This window comes from Sphingomonas sp. Leaf33 (assembly GCF_001421785.1).
GTDB lineage: Bacteria > Pseudomonadota > Alphaproteobacteria > Sphingomonadales > Sphingomonadaceae > Sphingomonas.
The window spans coordinates 182,799-196,881 of the sequence record NZ_LMLB01000017.1 but is presented as its reverse complement, the minus strand read 5'-3'; the positions used below and the strand labels follow the sequence as shown (position 1 = coordinate 196,881).

Here is a 14,083-nt window from a genome sequence, read left to right as displayed (position 1 = left end):
CTCCACCACGCCCTGCGGGCGCGGTCCCCCTCCCCGTGCCGGGGAGGATTTTCCTCACTCCCGCTCGTCGCTCCCGGCCGGCTGTTTCTTCGCCAGCTTCAGCTCCTCGGGCTTGCGCTCCTCGAACGTATCGGCGAGCTGTTCCTCGGTCGCCGTGTCGAGCTCCTTGGACGCGGCCGGGAACATCTCCTCCTCTTCCTCCTCGATGTGATGGAGGTAGCGGTGGCGCATCTGGTGGAACTTGGCTTCCCATTCGTCGCCGCCGAAATCGAGGTCGACCATCTCGCCGATCAGGTCGTCGACTTCCTTGTGTTCGCTGACCGAATGGCGCGCGTCGTCGCGCAGCTCGGGGTTGCCGAGCATCGTCGCGTACAGCGATTCCTCTTCGGCTGCGGCATGGGCGGCGATCTCGATGCGGAAGTTCTCGAACAGTTTCTTGCGCTTGCCGGCGTCGCCGCTCAGCTCGCCCAATTCCTTCAGCATCGCGCGGTGCTTGTCGTGGTCGGCTTTCAGGTCGAGGTAGATCTGCGCTTCGGCCATGATGTGTCTCCTTCGCCCCCGCCAACCGGCGAGGCACGGCCATGTTTCATCCGCGAGTCATTCTCAGGCGAACAGCTCCATCTGTTCACGCTTCGGTGCGACAATCGGACGCAGGTCGGCGCGGCCATCGATCAGCGTCGGGCGCCAGTCCTCGGCGACGATGAAGGGGCGAATCTTGGCGATCGACACGGTCAGCCGCGCGACGTCGTCCAGCCGCAGCCGCCGCCAGCGCCGCGCCGACAGGATCGATCCGACCGCCTTCGTCCCCAGCCCCGGCACGCGCAACAGCATCTCTTTGGGCGCACGGTTTACGTCCACCGGAAAGCGATCGCGAAACTTCAGCGCCCAGGCGAGCTTGGGATCGATGTCGAGCGGCAACATGCCCGTCGCCGGATCGACCGCGGCCTGCACTTCGGTCGGCGTATAGTCGTAGAAGCGCATCAGCCAGTCGGACTGGTAGAGGCGATGCTCGCGCATCAGCGGCGGACGCTTGAGCGGCAGGACCGACGACGCCTCGGGGATCGGGCTGAACGCCGAATAATAGACGCGGCGCAGCGAGAAGCGGTCGTACAGGCTCGCCGCCTTGCCGACGATATCGCGGTCGGTCGCGGCGTCGGCGCCGACGATCATCTGCGTCGACTGGCCGGCGGGCGCGAATTTGGGCGCGGACTTGTACTTCTTGCGCGCGTCCCTGGTGTCGATGATCGCGCTCTTGGTGTCGGCCATTGCGCCTTCGATCCGGCCGATGTCCTTTTCGGGCGCCAGGCGCTGGAGGCCACCGACGGTCGGCAGCTCGACGTTGATCGACACGCGGTCGGCGTAGAGCCCGGCCAGATGGACCAGTTCGGGATCGGCGTCGGGAATCGTCTTTAGGTGGATATAGCCACGGAAGTCGTGGTCTTCTCGCAGGGACCGCGCGACCTCGACCAGCTGCTCCATCGTGTAGTTGGACGACTTGATGATGCCCGAGGAGAGGAACAGCCCCTCGATATAATTGCGCTTGTAGAAGCTGAGCGTGAGGGCGACGACTTCCTGCGCGGTGAAGCGCGCGCGTCGCACGTTCGAGCTCTTGCGGTTGATGCAGTAATGGCAATCGAACACGCAGGAATTGGTCAGCAGGATCTTCAGCAGGCTGATGCAGCGGCCGTCGGGCGCATAGGCGTGGCAGATGCCGCTGCCTTCGGTCGAGCCGATGCCCTTGCCACCCACCGACGTGCGTTTAGAGGTGCCCGACGACGCGCAGGACGCATCGTACTTCGCCGCATCGGCGAGGATTTCGAGCTTTTCCCGGACATCGAGCTGGGCCATCGCGTTCGATATACGTTCTCAATGCCGGAGAGTCCATGATGCCGATCGAAACCATCAGCGAAAACAAGGCCTTCGGTGGCATCCAGAGCGTCTATCGCCATGCCTCCGCCGCGACGGGAACGGATATGACGTTTGCGGTGTACGTGCCGCCGCACGAGGACGGCGCCAAGCTGCCAGTGCTCTGGTATCTGTCGGGCCTGACGTGCACCCACGCCAACGTCATGGACAAGGGCGAATATCGCCGGGCGTGCGCGGAGAACGGCGTCATCCTGATCGCGCCGGACACATCGCCGCGGGGTGGCGGCGTACCCGACGATACCGGCTGGGACTTCGGCCAGGGCGCGGGCTTCTACGTCGATGCGACCGAGGCGCCGTGGTCGGCCAATTTCCGGATGAAGCGCTATATCGAGGACGAGCTGCCCGCGCTGATCGCGGCGGAATTCCCTCAAGCCGACCTGACGCGCCAGTCGATCTTCGGCCATTCGATGGGCGGCCACGGCGCGCTGACGATCGCCCTGCGCAACCAGGGCCGGTTCCGGAGCGTGTCCGCCTTCGCCCCCATCGTCTCCCCGCTCCATTGCCCATGGGGGGAGAAGGCGCTGGGCGGCTACCTCGGGCCCGACAAGGCCGCGTGGCGCGCGTATGACGCCTGCGCGCTGATCGACGACGGCGCAAGGGTCGACGAACTGCTCGTCGATCAGGGCGAAGCCGACAGCTTCCTGGCCGAGCAATTGAAGCCCGAACTGCTGGCCGCGGCGTGCGAGCGGGCGGGCATCCCGCTTACGCTTCGGATGCAGCCGGGATACGACCACAGCTATGCGTTCATCTCGACGTTCATGGCCGACCATGTCGCCTGGCATGCCGAGCGGTTGAAGACCGTGACGACGGTTTGATTTCAAGCCGAGTCCAAAAGGCGGCTCGCCAGCAATCACCCGGTCGCAGGGGGCGAAGTGGCTTTTTCGAGCGGAACGCGGTCGGATCGGTTCTGCTCGATACGAACCGGCGTGGCTAAGGTCACACGAAGGTCACATTATGCCGACCGCAAATCTTTTCCTTGCAACCCGCCGAATGAGCGGCGGGACGCCGGTGTGGGCGGCGACAAATCAGCGATGAGAAAGAGCTGGTCGTCGGACCTCTACGCGATGTTTTCCAACATTGCGCCAACAAACGACCCAACGAGCGTTTGTGATCGCGCCAGGCGGTCGTTCAATAGCGAAGCTCAAGTTCAAAAAAAGCGGTCATTCCGCTTTAGCCCAAAACCGGACATTGGCGGCTGCGTAGCGAGGACGGCTTTGAGTCGCTTTAGGGCTGGAGCATTAGCACATTGCGCTGGGGTGCGCTCGGAATACCAGTAAGCATCGACCTGAAGGTGAGCATCTCGGAAGCGCTGCACGGCATAGTGGCACGAACCAACATCAAAGTTGGCGTAGAAGCCCTCACCGTTCTGTCCCGATGAAACGTGGGTCCGCAGTTGACCTTCTAGGCTCGTCATCCGGTCGGATAGCTGCTCGTCCGAAGCCGACGTGCGCACGTTCGCCGACGATTGAAGCTCGATGAGTTCCGTTCTTTCGCATCCGGCGAGCAGTAGAGCGGCAAGGCCGAGATAAATCTGCACGGCTTAAAAATGCGGCGTCCAGGACCCTTGGTCAACGTCCGCTTTCCACCCAATATCGGCCATTTGCCGTTCGGCCCGAAAGCGCCGTCTACAGGTTCATGGTCTACCTCGCGCCGTTGCGCTTTCTTCGAACAAACCCGCTTTCTTGACTACGCCGCCATCCCGACGGCGATCGCCCCCAGCGGCCCGGCCATGTCGCCCAGCCCCGGCGGGCCCAGCCGCGTGTCGAGTTCGGAGGCATAGCGGCCGAACATGCCGTAGCCGGCCAGGCTCTCGGCCAGTTTCACGCGGATGAGGGGCAGCAGTTCGGGCCGCGCGGTCGGGATGCCGCCGCCCAGCGCAATCCGCTCCGGCGCCAGCGTTACGACCAGATTGTGGAGCAGCATCGCGATGTCGTGCGCGGCGTGGTCCCACACCGGGTGGTCGCCGGGGATGTCGGCGCCCTTGATGCCGGTGCGCAGCGCCAGCGCCGGGCCGCTGACCAGCCCCTCGACGCAATCGCCGTGAAAGTGGCACCAGCCGGCGAAGTCGTCGCCGGTCGCGCGCTTGAGACGCATGTGCCCGGCCTCGCCATGCGCGACGCCGCCCGCGGGCTTGCCACCGACGACCGCGCCGATGCCGACGCCGGTACCGATCGTGATGTAGATGTGATCGGACATGCCCTGCGCCGCGCCCCACTGCCCCTCGGCCAGCGCCGCGCCGACGACGTCGGTTTCGATCCGCGTCGGCTTGCCGTAGCGGGCGGCGAAGCGCGCATGGAGCGCGGTGCCGCTCCACCCCGGCTTGGTCGTGCCGGCGATCGAGCCGTAGGCGGCGGTGTCCGGCGTCAGGTCGATCGGCCCGAACGAGGCGATACCTAGCGCCTCGAACGCCCAGCCGTCGAGCGCGGCTTCCAGCGCGCCGATCGTTTCCTCTGGCGTCGTCGTCGGCACGCCGACCCGCTCGACGATCCGGTTCGGCCCTTCGCCCAGCAAGGCGACGCATTTCGTGCCGCCCAACTCCAGTCCAGCGATCACTCGATTGTCCCCTCGTTCCCGAAATTCAGTCCGCGCGACAGGCTGGGATCGAGTACCGCCATGACGAAATAGGCGGCGAACTGCTTGACCCGCATCCAGGGCGTCGTGCGCGCCCGATAAGACACATCCGTAATCCGTGTCGAGTTGGCGATTTCGGTATCAACATAGGCGCGGACATGCGCGGCAAAGGCCGGGTCGTGGACGCGCAGCATCAGTTCCAGGTTCAGGAACAGGCTGCGCATGTCGAAATTGGCGGAGCCGATGTGGACGGTGTCGTCGATGACGTAGAGCTTCGTGTGCAGCTTCGTCGGCTGGTATTCAAAGATCTGCACGCCTTTCCTCAGCAGCCCGGCATAGGTGAAGTGCGACGCCCAGATCGCCGCGCCATGATCGGTCTTCGACGGCAGTACCAGCCGTACGCAACCGCGCAGGCCCACCTTGTCCAGGCGTCGCAGCATCGCCGGGCTCGGCGCGAAATAGCCGGAGATGATGTCGGTCTGCGCGGCATGGCGCATGTCGTTGCGCACGACCTTTGCCCACGGGCTCAGCCGCCGCGTCGGCCCGCCGAACAGCCAGCGCGCGTTGCCATGCGGCTCGCTCCACCGGCGCAGCAGCCTGCGCAGGGCGCGCATCTTGGGCCTGGGCGTGTGCATCCACTCGGCCAGCGCATCATAATAGCCGGCCAGCCGCGCGACCGACGCGCCCTCGACCAGCAACCCCAGGTCGCGCCACGCCTGTTCGGCGGGCGTTCCGAAATAGCTGTCCTGCACGTTGAACCCACCGACGATGGCCAGCGCTTCATCCGCGATCGCCAGCTTCTGGTGGTTACGCAGCAGGTAGCGCCGGCCCCAGCGCGGAATGAACCGGCAGACATCGGCACCCTCCGCCGCCAGCGGCGCGAAGAAATCGCGCGCGGCCGCAGGCTCGCTGCCCATGCCGTCGATCGTCAGCGACACCGCGACGCCGCGGCGCCGCGCGTCGATCAGCGCCTGGCGAATGGCCCGGCCGGCATGGTCGTCGACGTAGATATAGAACAGGAGCCGCAGCGACCGCTGCGCACCCGCGATCAGCGCCAGCAGCGCGTCCAGTCGCCGGGGGCCGGTGTCGAGCAGGGTCAACCCGTTGCCATCGACCACGAACGTGGGCTGACCGGCTGGTTCGGCCTGTGGATCGAGCGGCACATCTTCCCGCACCGGCTCGGCCGCCGGCAGCGGCGGACTATTGGTAGTTGCAGCCGCTCTTGTCGCCGTCATCTCGCGTAAGGATCCTCGCAGCACCGTCCCCCGAACAAAGGAACGATCGCGCGAAAGGTTGCGCGATCCGGCGCGACCGACCGCACGGGCGCCGGGCGGCCGGTGCGGATGCGCGAATTTCTTGACTTGCCCCCCCCGCCTGCGTATCTGCCGCGCTTCCCCGGACCCCGGTATTAGCCTCAAGGAACCGCCGATGGCGCGCGTTACCGTCGAAGATTGCGTCGACAAGATCCCGAACCGTTTCGACCTGGTGCTGCTGGCCGCCCAGCGCGCACGCCAGATCTCGGGCGGGGCGGAACTGACCATCGACCGCGATCGCGACAAGAACCCGGTCGTCGCCCTCCGCGAGATCGCCGAGCAGACCGTGCGTCCGAACCATCTGGAAGAATCGGTCGTCTCGGGCCTGCAGAAGGTCCAGATCGACGACGAGGAAGCGCCGGACGAAATCGGCTCGCTGGCCGCTTCGGCCGAAGCGCTGCGCCTGACCGCCGCCGCGCCGCCGCGCAACACCAACGTCGGTGGCGACTACGACGGCTGAGCTTTCGGGCTAACTGCGAATTCTCGAAAGGGCCGCGGGCGAAGCGCCGGCGGCCCTTTTGTTTTGGCAAGCCGGTGCTGACGCGCAGGCAAATCTCAGGCGAAGATCAACGCCAGCGCCGCGCCGATCGCGATCGACCCGCCGATCAGCGCGCCGGCCCGCCGGCGGCGACGGCGCGAATACTCATCCCAGACCGGCACATCGACATACCAGCCGCTCTCCCCCGCCTTCACCACGCCCGCACGCTGGAACTGTTCGAACATCCGGCGCCGGATGCGGCGATCGGGTTGGTAGGGCACCGCCTTTTCCGGCGACACCGCATCGCGTGACAGGAAATGCGACATCACGTCGCGTCGCGCCTTTGCCACCACTGCGGCTGCCGTCGTCGCCATGCCCCTGATCCCCTATCGTCGCTTGCCCTGATGGCGGATGTTGGCAGGCCGCCCGCGCCGCTTCAAGACGCGGGGCGGCTTGCCGCGGCGGTCGTCGCGCTGGCCGCCGGCGCAGCCCTTGCCGTCGGGCAATTCGAACCGCAGCGCGCCGTTGGCCGGATTGGCCTCCGCCAGCCGCAGCTCCAGCCGCTGGCCGATCGCGAATTCGGTGCCCGAATGTTCGCCGACCAGCCGCTGCGCCGCTTCGTCGTAGCGGAAATATTCGGTGCCGAGATCGCGCGCAGGAACCAGCCCGTCGCCGCCGATGCCGTCGACGGTCGCGAAGAAGCCGAAGCTCTGCACCCCGGTGATGCGCACGGGCATCAGTTCGCCGACGTGCTGGCTGAGATACGCCGCGACATAGCGATCGACCGTCTCGCGCTCCGCCTCCATCGCGCGGCGTTCGAGCTTGCTGATGCCTTCGCCGATGCGTTCGAAATTGACGGACTCCTCAGGCGTCAGGCCGCCTTCGCCAAGGCCATAGCCGGTGACCAGCGCGCGGTGGACCATCACGTCGGAATACCGCCGGATCGGCGAGGTGAAGTGCGCGTAGGAACCGAGCGACAGGCCGAAATGCCCGGCGTTCTGCGGCCCGTAATAGGCCTGCGTCTGCGTGCGCAGCACCTGCTCCATCGCCTGCGGGCGGACATCGCTGTCGCCGATCACCTCCAGCAGGCGGTTGAACGTCGCCGGGCGGATGACCTGGCCGAGCGCAAATTCGACGCCCAGCGTCTTCAGATAGTCCTTCAGCGCGACCAGCTTCTCGCGCGCGGGCGGTTCGTGGACGCGGTACATGACGGGAAGCTTCTTGGCCTCCAGCGCCTTTGCCGCGGCGACGTTGGCGGCGATCATGTAATCCTCGATCAGCTTGTGCGCGTCCAGCCGCTCACGCGGGGCGACCGACAGGATGCGGCCCTGTTCGTCGATGACGACGCGGCGCTCGGGCAGGTCCAGGTCGAGCGGCTCGCGCTCGGTCCGTGCGGCGCTCAGCGCATGCCAGCAAGCCCAGAGCGGCTGGAGGATAGGCAACAGATCCTCACCGGCATGGAGTTTCAGGTCGGATCGTCCCCCGGACGATCCTCGAACATGCGGGGCATGTTCGACCTGAAACTGGGGACCAGCCGCAGGCTGGTGGAGGGGGGGCTCCGCAGAGGACGTCCCTTGCGGCGCACCCCCTCCACCACCGACTTCGCCGGCGGTCCCCCTCCCCGTGCCGGGGAGGATGCCGTCAATGATCGCCTGCGCATCCTCATACGCGATGTTCGCGCGCAGCCGCACGACCGCGCGGGCAAACCGCCAGCTCTCGAGTCTGCCGGTCGCCGAGATCTTCAGGTGGCACGCCATCGCCGCGCGATCGACGCCTTCCTTCAGCGAACATACGTCCGCCGACAGCACTTCGGGCAGCATCGGCACGACGCGGTCGGGGAAATAGACCGAATTGCCCCGCTGCCGCGCTTCCTTGTCGAGCAGCGAGCCCGGCCGGACATAGAAGCTGACGTCGGCGATCGCGACGATCGCGTCCCAGCCGCCGTCGTCGCGCGGGGATGCCCACACCGCATCGTCATGATCGCGCGCGTCGACGGGGTCGATCGCGACGATGGGCAGGTGGCGCAGGTCCTCTCGCAAATCCTCCCCGGCACGGGGAGAGGAACCAGCCGCAGGCTGGTGGAGGAGGGGCTCCACGGGCGATCCGGCTTGCGGCCCTCCCCCTCCACCACTCGCTTCGCGAGCGGTCCCCCTCCCCGTGCCGGGGAGGATCTTCAATTGCGCCACCCGCTTCGCCTCGTCGAGCAATTCGTCGGTGAACGTGTGCGGGATGCCGTGCTTGGCGATCGCGATCATCGAGAAGCTGCGTGGCGCGAACGCCTCCCCCAGCCGCTCGACGACGCGCGCGGTCAGCCGCGGGGGGCGGCCGGCGCGTTCCGCGACGACCAGCTCGCCGGCCTGCGCCCCGCCCGCGTCGGACACCAGCCAGTCGCGGCGGTCCTTCTTGTCGAGGCCCATCAGGAACAGCTTGCCGCCCTCTTCGCGCAGCACGCCCATGATCGTCTCGGCCGTGCCGGCGGGCAGGACCTTCATCGGATGCGCGATCCAGCCGTTCCCTGCCTCCTCGGTCCGCGCGAGAATGCGGGCACCGATCGCAAGCGCCCCGCGCTTGTGTTCGCGCACGCGCAGGCGCGGCTCAGGCACGCCTTCGGCCTCCCAGCGCTCGGGCTGTGCCCACACATTGCCGCCGTCATCGACATCGACGACGCGCAGCACGGTCACCTTGGGCAGCCCGCCCATCTTGTGGAACGCGCGGCCGGGGGCGGAATCGATCAGCCCTTCGTCGGCCATGTCCTTCAGCAGCGCCTTGAGCGCGATCTTGTCCTGTCCGTGCAGGCCGAACGCGCGCGCGATCTCGCGCTTGCCCGCCGGAGTATCGCTGTCTGCGATGAAATCGAGGATCTGCTGGCGGCTCGGAAGGCCGGAATTGGGTTTCGCCATGGGGGGGAGATAGGGCGTCGAAGAAGATACGTCACGACGAACCTTGCCGTTCGTGCTGAGCTTGTCGAAGCACCGTTCTTCGTGCACCGAGGGTATCGCTTGCCGATCAAAGAACGGTGCTTCGACAGGCTCAGCACGAACGGTGTGAGGGGTGAGGGCTTGGCAACCGACAGGTACGACCTCCTCATCGTCGGCGGCGGGATCAACGGCTGCGCGATCGCGCGCGAAGCGGCGCTGACGGGGCTGTCGGTGCTGCTGGTCGAGCGCGACGATCTCGCGCAGCACACCTCGTCCGCGTCGTCGAAGCTGATCCACGGTGGCCTGCGCTATCTCGAATATCGCGAATTCGGCCTGGTGCGCGAGGCCTTGCAGGAACGCGAACGGCTGATCCGCGCCGCGCCGCACCTGATCCACCCGATGGCATTCGTCCTGCCGCACGAGAATGCGCTGCGGCCGTGGTGGCTCGTGCGTGCCGGGCTGTACCTCTACGACGCGCTGGCGGCGGGCACGACGCTTCCGCGCTCACGGCGGCTGCGGGCGAAGGACGCGGCGTACCGCGCCCCGCTGACCGGCGCGGCCAAGGGGTTCGTCTACTACGACGCCTTCGTCGACGATGCGCGGCTGACGCTGGCCAATGCGATCGATGCGGCGGAGGCGGGAGCCGAGATCGCGACGCGCACCGCGCTGCTGGCGGCCCGGCGCAAGGACGATCACTGGCGCGCGACGCTGTCCGACGGGCGGACCGTCACCGCGCGCGCCGTCGTGAACGCGGCGGGGCCGTGGGTCGGCGATCTGTTCGCCAAGGTCGGCGTGGCCACCACCTCCCACGTCCGGCTGGTCAAGGGCAGCCACATTGTCGTGCCGCGCCTCTACGACGGCGACCATGCCTATATCCTGCAACAGGCCGATGGCCGCGTCGTCTTCGCGATTCCCTGGCTGCGCGACTTCACCGCGATCGGCACGACCGATATCCCGGTCGACCGGCCGGAGGACGCGCGGATCGACGCAGAGGAGATCGCCTACCTCTGCGAGGCGGTGACCCCGTATTTCGACCGCCACATCACGCCGGCCGACGTCGTCGATAGCTGGTCAGGCGTCCGCCCGCTCTATGACGACGGCGCCAGCGATGCGAAGGCGGTGACGCGCGACTATATCCTCGAACTCGACGACGCCGGCCCGCCGCTGCTGAGCGTGTTCGGCGGCAAGATCACCACCGCGCGCCACCTGGCCGAGGATGCGCTGGCAAAGATCGCCCCGGCGCTGGGCATCGACGCCCGCCGTGTCACCCGCGACCGCCCGTTTCCCGGCGGCGATACCGGCGATTTCGCCACGTTCCTCGCCGCCGTCCGCCACCGCTTCCCGTTTCTGGGCGATCAGCGCTCCGCCCGGATGGCGCACGCGTACGGCGCGCGGCTGTGGGAAATGCTGGCCGAGGTCCGCGCCATCGCCGACATGGGGCCGGAATTCGGCGCCGGCCTGACCGCGGTCGAGCTCGGCTGGATGCGCACCCGCGAATGGGCGCGGAACGCCGCTGACGTACTCGACCGCCGCAGCAAACTCCGCCTGACCGCCGACGCGGCCACTGTCGCTGCGGTCGAGGCGTATTTCCGGGAGACCCCTTGATGCCGATCGACGCGACCCTGCCTTACGACGACGAGAACATCTTTGCGAAAATCCTGCGCGGGGAAATCCCGTCGACCCGGGTGTACGAGGACGAGTTCGCGATCGCGTTCCACGACATCGCGCCCGTGGCGCCGCACCATATCCTGGTCATCCCGCGCGGGGCCTATGTTTCGTGGGACGACTTCAGCGCGCGCGCGTCGGACGCGGAGATCGCCGGGTTCGTCCGCGCGGTCGGGGCCGTCGCGCGCGATGCGGGGATGGTCGGCGACGGATACCGGCTGCTCGCCAACATCGGACGCGATGCAGGGCAGGAAGTGCCACACCTGCACGTCCATATCCTTTCAGGACGCCCGCTCGGGCCGATGCTCGCGCGATAGGGGCTTGCCCGCTCCCGATTTCGGACTAGGCTCCCCGGCCATCAGAGCAAAAGTCGCTGATCTTTCGACTTAGAGGGGATTTCGATGGCAACCATGCCACCTAGGAGGGGCGTGTTCGAACGGATGTTCGCACGCAAGTCGATCGCGCAGGTCCAGCGCGAAACCGAAACGAGCGAGCTGAAGCGGACGCTCGGCAAGTGGAACCTGCTGCTGCTGGGCGTCGGCTGCATCATCGGCGCGGGCATCTTCGTCCGCACCGGCTCGGCCGCCGCGCTGCACGCCGGCCCCGCCGTGCTGCTGAGCTTCGTCGTCGCGGGCATCGTCTGCGCCTTTGCCGGCCTGTGCTACGCCGAACTGTCGTCGACCCTGCCGGTGTCGGGATCGGCCTACACCTATGGCTACACCACGCTCGGCGAGTTCGTCGCGTGGACGATGGGCGTGCTGCTGCTGCTGGAATACGGCATCGCGGCATCGGTCGTGGCGGTCGGGTGGAGCGGCTATGTCGTCAGCCTGCTCGCCGATTTCGGCATCCATATCCCCGCGCAGTTGACGGGCCCGGCCGGCTACACGCTGATGCGCGACGGCGCGCCGGTGTTGATCGACGGCCAGACGGTCACGACGATCTTCAACCTGCCCGCCTTCCTGATCTGCATCGCGCTCGCGCTGCTGCTGGTGCGCGGCGTGTCGGAATCGGCCAAGGTCAACAACATCATCGTCGCGGTGAAGGTCAGCGTGCTGGTCGCGTTCATCGTCGTCGGCGGCCTGATCGTGCTGTCGAAGCTGCCGCAGCTGATCGCGACCAACTGGACGCCGTTCATTCCGGCCAACCAGGGTGACGGCAAATACGGCGTCGACGGCATCATGCGCGCCGCCTCGATCGTGTTCTTCGCCTACATCGGCTTCGAAGCGGTCTCGACCGCCGGGCAGGAAGCCAAGGACCCGAAGAAGGACATGCCGTTCGGCATCATCGGGTCGCTGGTCGTCTGCACCGTCATCTACATGCTGGTCGCGGCCATCATGACGCTGCTGGTGCCCTACACCTCGCTCAACGTGCCCGATCCGGTCGCGGTCGTCGTCGATGCGTTCGGCCCGACGTGGAGCTGGCTGGCCAAGATCATCAAGATCGGCGCGATCATCGGCCTGACCAGCGTCGTGCTGGTGCTGATGTACGGCCAGACGCGCATCTTCTACACGATGGCGCGCGACGGCCTGCTGCCGCGGGTGTTCGCCAACGTCCATCCGAAGTTCAAGACGCCGTACATCAACACGCTGCTGGTCGGCGTGATCACGGCGGTGTGCGCGGGCTTCCTGGACATCAACCTGCTGGGCGACGCGACGTCGGTCGGTACGCTGGCGGCGTTCGCCATCGTCTGCCTGTCGGTGATCTACCTGCGCCGCACCGCGCCCGAGCTGCCGCGCGGGTTCAAGGTACCGCTGTACCCGATCACGCCGATCCTCGGCATCCTGTCGTGCGGCTATCTGATCACGACGGTACCGGCGAGCGTGCTGCTGCTGTTCGTGATCTATCTGGGCGTCGGCATGATCGTGTATTTCTTCTACGGGATGCACAATTCGAACCTGCAGAAGGGCGAGCCGCAGGACGACAGGCCCGACATGGGCGAATATGTCGCGCCGGTGGGCGAGCAGCCGTAGGGCTGATCGCTCCCCGTTCGGGCAAAAAAAGGGGCCGGGGAGAGCATATCTCCCCGGCCCCTTTTCTTATGATCCTCCCCGGCACGGGGAGGGGGACCGCGACGCGTCGGCGGCGTGGTGGAGGGGGCTCTCCGCACACTAAGACCGCCCGGCCCGCCCCCTCCACCATGCTGCGCATGGTGCCCCTCCCCATATGCGGGAAGGATTTTTTCAGGCCAGCTTCTCGGCCAGCAGCGCCTTCAGGTCGGCGAGCGGGCGCGGGCCGATGTGGCTGATGCATTCGGCCGCGCAGATCGCGCCCATCCGCAGGCTGGTCTCCAGGTCGCGACCCTGCGCCTGGCCCGCCAGGAAGCCGGCGGCGAACAGGTCGCCTGCCCCGGTCGTGTCGACCACCGCCGCGACCGGCTCGGCCGCAACGCGCGCGTGCTCGCCGCCCGAATGGGCTTCCGCTCCCGACGCGCCGTGGGTGCAGACTAGCGTCGGGACCCGCGCCGACAGGCCGGTGACGGCGGCGGCGATATCGTCGGTCTGCATCATCGCCATGACTTCGGCATCGTTGGCGAACAGCAGGTCGATCTGGCCGGCGTCGATCAGTTCGAAAAAGGCGTCGCGGTGGCCGTGGACGACGAAGGTGTCGCTGAGCGTCAGCGCGACGCGGCGACCGGCGGCGCGGGCGATGCCGATCGCGCGCTTCATGGCATCGCGCGACTGGTCGGCGTTCCACAGATAGCCCTCAAGGTACAGGATCGCCCCACCCTCGATGGTGGCGGCATCGACCGCCGCCTCGGGCAGATACTGCGCGGCGCCCAGGAAGGTGTTCATCGTGCGCTGGCCGTCGGGCGTGATGAACACGAAACAGCGCGCGGTCGGATCACCGCCGGCGGGCGCGGGCGGCGTCGCGAAGTGGACGCCGAGCGACTGGATGTCGTGCGCGAAGACCTGGCCCAGCTGATCGTCGGCGACCTGGCCGATGAAGCCGCAGGGGTGCCCGATCGCGGCCAGGCCGGCGATGGTGTTCGCCGCCGAACCGCCCGACACTTCGCTGCCCGGCCCCATCTTGGCATAGAGCGCGTCGGCTTCCTCTGCCGAGAAGATCAGCTGCATCGAACCCTTGGTCATGCCCTGGGCGTCGATGAAGGCGTCGTCGGCCTTGGCGAGGATGTCGACGATCGCGTTGCCGATCGCAACGACGTCATGGGTGGCGGTGGTCAAATGGGGTCTCCCGAAAACAGATGCTGCGCC

The 14,083-nt window shown here is 67.1% G+C and carries 13 protein-coding genes; 5 read left to right on the top strand and 8 right to left on the bottom strand.

Annotated features, from left to right (window positions below):
* Positions 1-54: 54 nt before the first annotated feature.
* Together ASE86_RS14135 and ASE86_RS14130 are read right to left on the bottom strand one after the other, a co-directional pair.
* Positions 55-540 (bottom strand): hemerythrin domain-containing protein, encoded by a 486-nt coding sequence (locus ASE86_RS14135; protein WP_056428289.1) that lies wholly within the window; start codon positions 538-540, stop codon positions 55-57.
* 63 nt (positions 541-603) lie between these two features.
* A complete protein-coding gene (locus tag ASE86_RS14130) occupies positions 604-1,848 on the bottom strand; it encodes a putative DNA modification/repair radical SAM protein (RefSeq protein WP_056428287.1) in 1,245 nt (414 codons plus the stop codon).
* A 38-nt stretch (positions 1,849-1,886) separates the two neighbouring features.
* Here ASE86_RS14130 and fghA point away from each other — a divergent pair, with 38 nt between their 5' ends.
* On the top strand, positions 1,887-2,741 hold the full coding sequence (fghA, locus tag ASE86_RS14125; protein WP_056429039.1) for an S-formylglutathione hydrolase: 855 nt from the start codon (positions 1,887-1,889) through the stop codon (positions 2,739-2,741).
* Between the two features lie 332 nt (positions 2,742-3,073).
* On the opposite strand, the gene ASE86_RS16095 is transcribed toward fghA, so the two are convergent.
* The 3 genes from ASE86_RS16095 to ASE86_RS14115 form a co-directional block, all read right to left on the bottom strand.
* Positions 3,074-3,463: a hypothetical protein gene (locus ASE86_RS16095; RefSeq protein ID WP_156347192.1), complete on the bottom strand. Its 390-nt coding sequence runs from the start codon at positions 3,461-3,463 to the stop codon at positions 3,074-3,076.
* A 149-nt stretch (positions 3,464-3,612) separates the two neighbouring features.
* A complete protein-coding gene (locus ASE86_RS14120) occupies positions 3,613-4,479 on the bottom strand; it encodes an ROK family protein (RefSeq protein WP_056428284.1) in 867 nt (288 codons plus the stop codon).
* Complete coding sequence (locus ASE86_RS14115) at positions 4,476-5,732, bottom strand: phospholipase D-like domain-containing protein (protein ID WP_082441943.1); 1,257 nt, start codon at positions 5,730-5,732, stop codon at positions 4,476-4,478. The genes ASE86_RS14120 and ASE86_RS14115 overlap by 4 nt, the downstream gene beginning before the upstream one ends.
* Before the next feature lie 193 nt (positions 5,733-5,925).
* Between ASE86_RS14115 and rpoZ the strand changes: the two genes are divergently transcribed.
* Positions 5,926-6,270 (top strand): DNA-directed RNA polymerase subunit omega, encoded by a 345-nt coding sequence (rpoZ, locus tag ASE86_RS14110; protein WP_056428281.1) that lies wholly within the window; start codon positions 5,926-5,928, stop codon positions 6,268-6,270.
* Positions 6,271-6,365: 95 nt separating this feature from the next.
* Here rpoZ and ASE86_RS14105 read toward each other — a convergent pair whose 3' ends face one another.
* Both ASE86_RS14105 and ASE86_RS14100 read right to left on the bottom strand, forming a co-directional pair.
* A complete protein-coding gene (locus tag ASE86_RS14105; protein WP_056428279.1) occupies positions 6,366-6,662 on the bottom strand; it encodes a hypothetical protein in 297 nt (98 codons plus the stop codon).
* A gap of 12 nt (positions 6,663-6,674) precedes the next feature.
* Positions 6,675-9,188: a ribonuclease R family protein gene (locus ASE86_RS14100; protein ID WP_056428276.1), complete on the bottom strand. Its 2,514-nt coding sequence runs from the start codon at positions 9,186-9,188 to the stop codon at positions 6,675-6,677.
* 159 nt (positions 9,189-9,347) lie between these two features.
* On the opposite strand from ASE86_RS14100, the gene glpD reads away from it, so the two are divergent.
* The 3 genes from glpD (at position 9,348) to ASE86_RS14085 (ending at position 12,841) form a co-directional block, all read left to right on the top strand.
* The gene (glpD, locus tag ASE86_RS14095) at positions 9,348-10,811 is read left to right on the top strand and encodes a glycerol-3-phosphate dehydrogenase (protein WP_056428274.1); all 1,464 of its coding nucleotides are present in this window, start codon (positions 9,348-9,350) and stop codon (positions 10,809-10,811) included.
* Positions 10,811-11,188, top strand: coding sequence for a histidine triad nucleotide-binding protein (locus tag ASE86_RS14090; protein ID WP_056428272.1), 378 nt, complete (start codon positions 10,811-10,813; stop codon positions 11,186-11,188). The genes glpD and ASE86_RS14090 overlap by 1 nt, the downstream gene beginning before the upstream one ends.
* Positions 11,189-11,299: 111 nt before the next feature.
* Positions 11,300-12,841: an amino acid permease gene (locus tag ASE86_RS14085; RefSeq protein WP_235524124.1), complete on the top strand. Its 1,542-nt coding sequence runs from the start codon at positions 11,300-11,302 to the stop codon at positions 12,839-12,841.
* A gap of 210 nt (positions 12,842-13,051) precedes the next feature.
* Here the strand turns inward: ASE86_RS14085 and ASE86_RS14080 are convergent, their stop codons facing one another.
* Complete coding sequence (locus tag ASE86_RS14080; protein ID WP_056428267.1) at positions 13,052-14,053, bottom strand: adenosine kinase; 1,002 nt, start codon at positions 14,051-14,053, stop codon at positions 13,052-13,054.
* Positions 14,054-14,083: the final 30 nt, after the last annotated feature.

What these genes read in the sequence shown, in the direction of transcription:
- ASE86_RS14135 (WP_056428289.1), bottom strand. Translation starts at nt 540, where the DNA reads ATGGCCGAAGCGCAGATCTACCTCGACCTGAAAGCCGACCACGACAAG.
- ASE86_RS14130 (WP_056428287.1), bottom strand. Translation starts at nt 1,848, where the DNA reads ATGGCCCAGCTCGATGTCCGGGAAAAGCTCGAAATCCTCGCCGATGCG.
- fghA (WP_056429039.1), top strand. Translation starts at nt 1,887, where the DNA reads ATGCCGATCGAAACCATCAGCGAAAACAAGGCCTTCGGTGGCATCCAG.
- ASE86_RS14115 (WP_082441943.1), bottom strand. Translation starts at nt 5,732, where the DNA reads ATGACGGCGACAAGAGCGGCTGCAACTACCAATAGTCCGCCGCTGCCG.
- rpoZ (WP_056428281.1), top strand. Translation starts at nt 5,926, where the DNA reads ATGGCGCGCGTTACCGTCGAAGATTGCGTCGACAAGATCCCGAACCGT.
- ASE86_RS14105 (WP_056428279.1), bottom strand. Translation starts at nt 6,662, where the DNA reads ATGGCGACGACGGCAGCCGCAGTGGTGGCAAAGGCGCGACGCGACGTG.
- ASE86_RS14100 (WP_056428276.1), bottom strand. Translation starts at nt 9,188, where the DNA reads ATGGCGAAACCCAATTCCGGCCTTCCGAGCCGCCAGCAGATCCTCGAT.
- ASE86_RS14090 (WP_056428272.1), top strand. Translation starts at nt 10,811, where the DNA reads ATGCCGATCGACGCGACCCTGCCTTACGACGACGAGAACATCTTTGCG.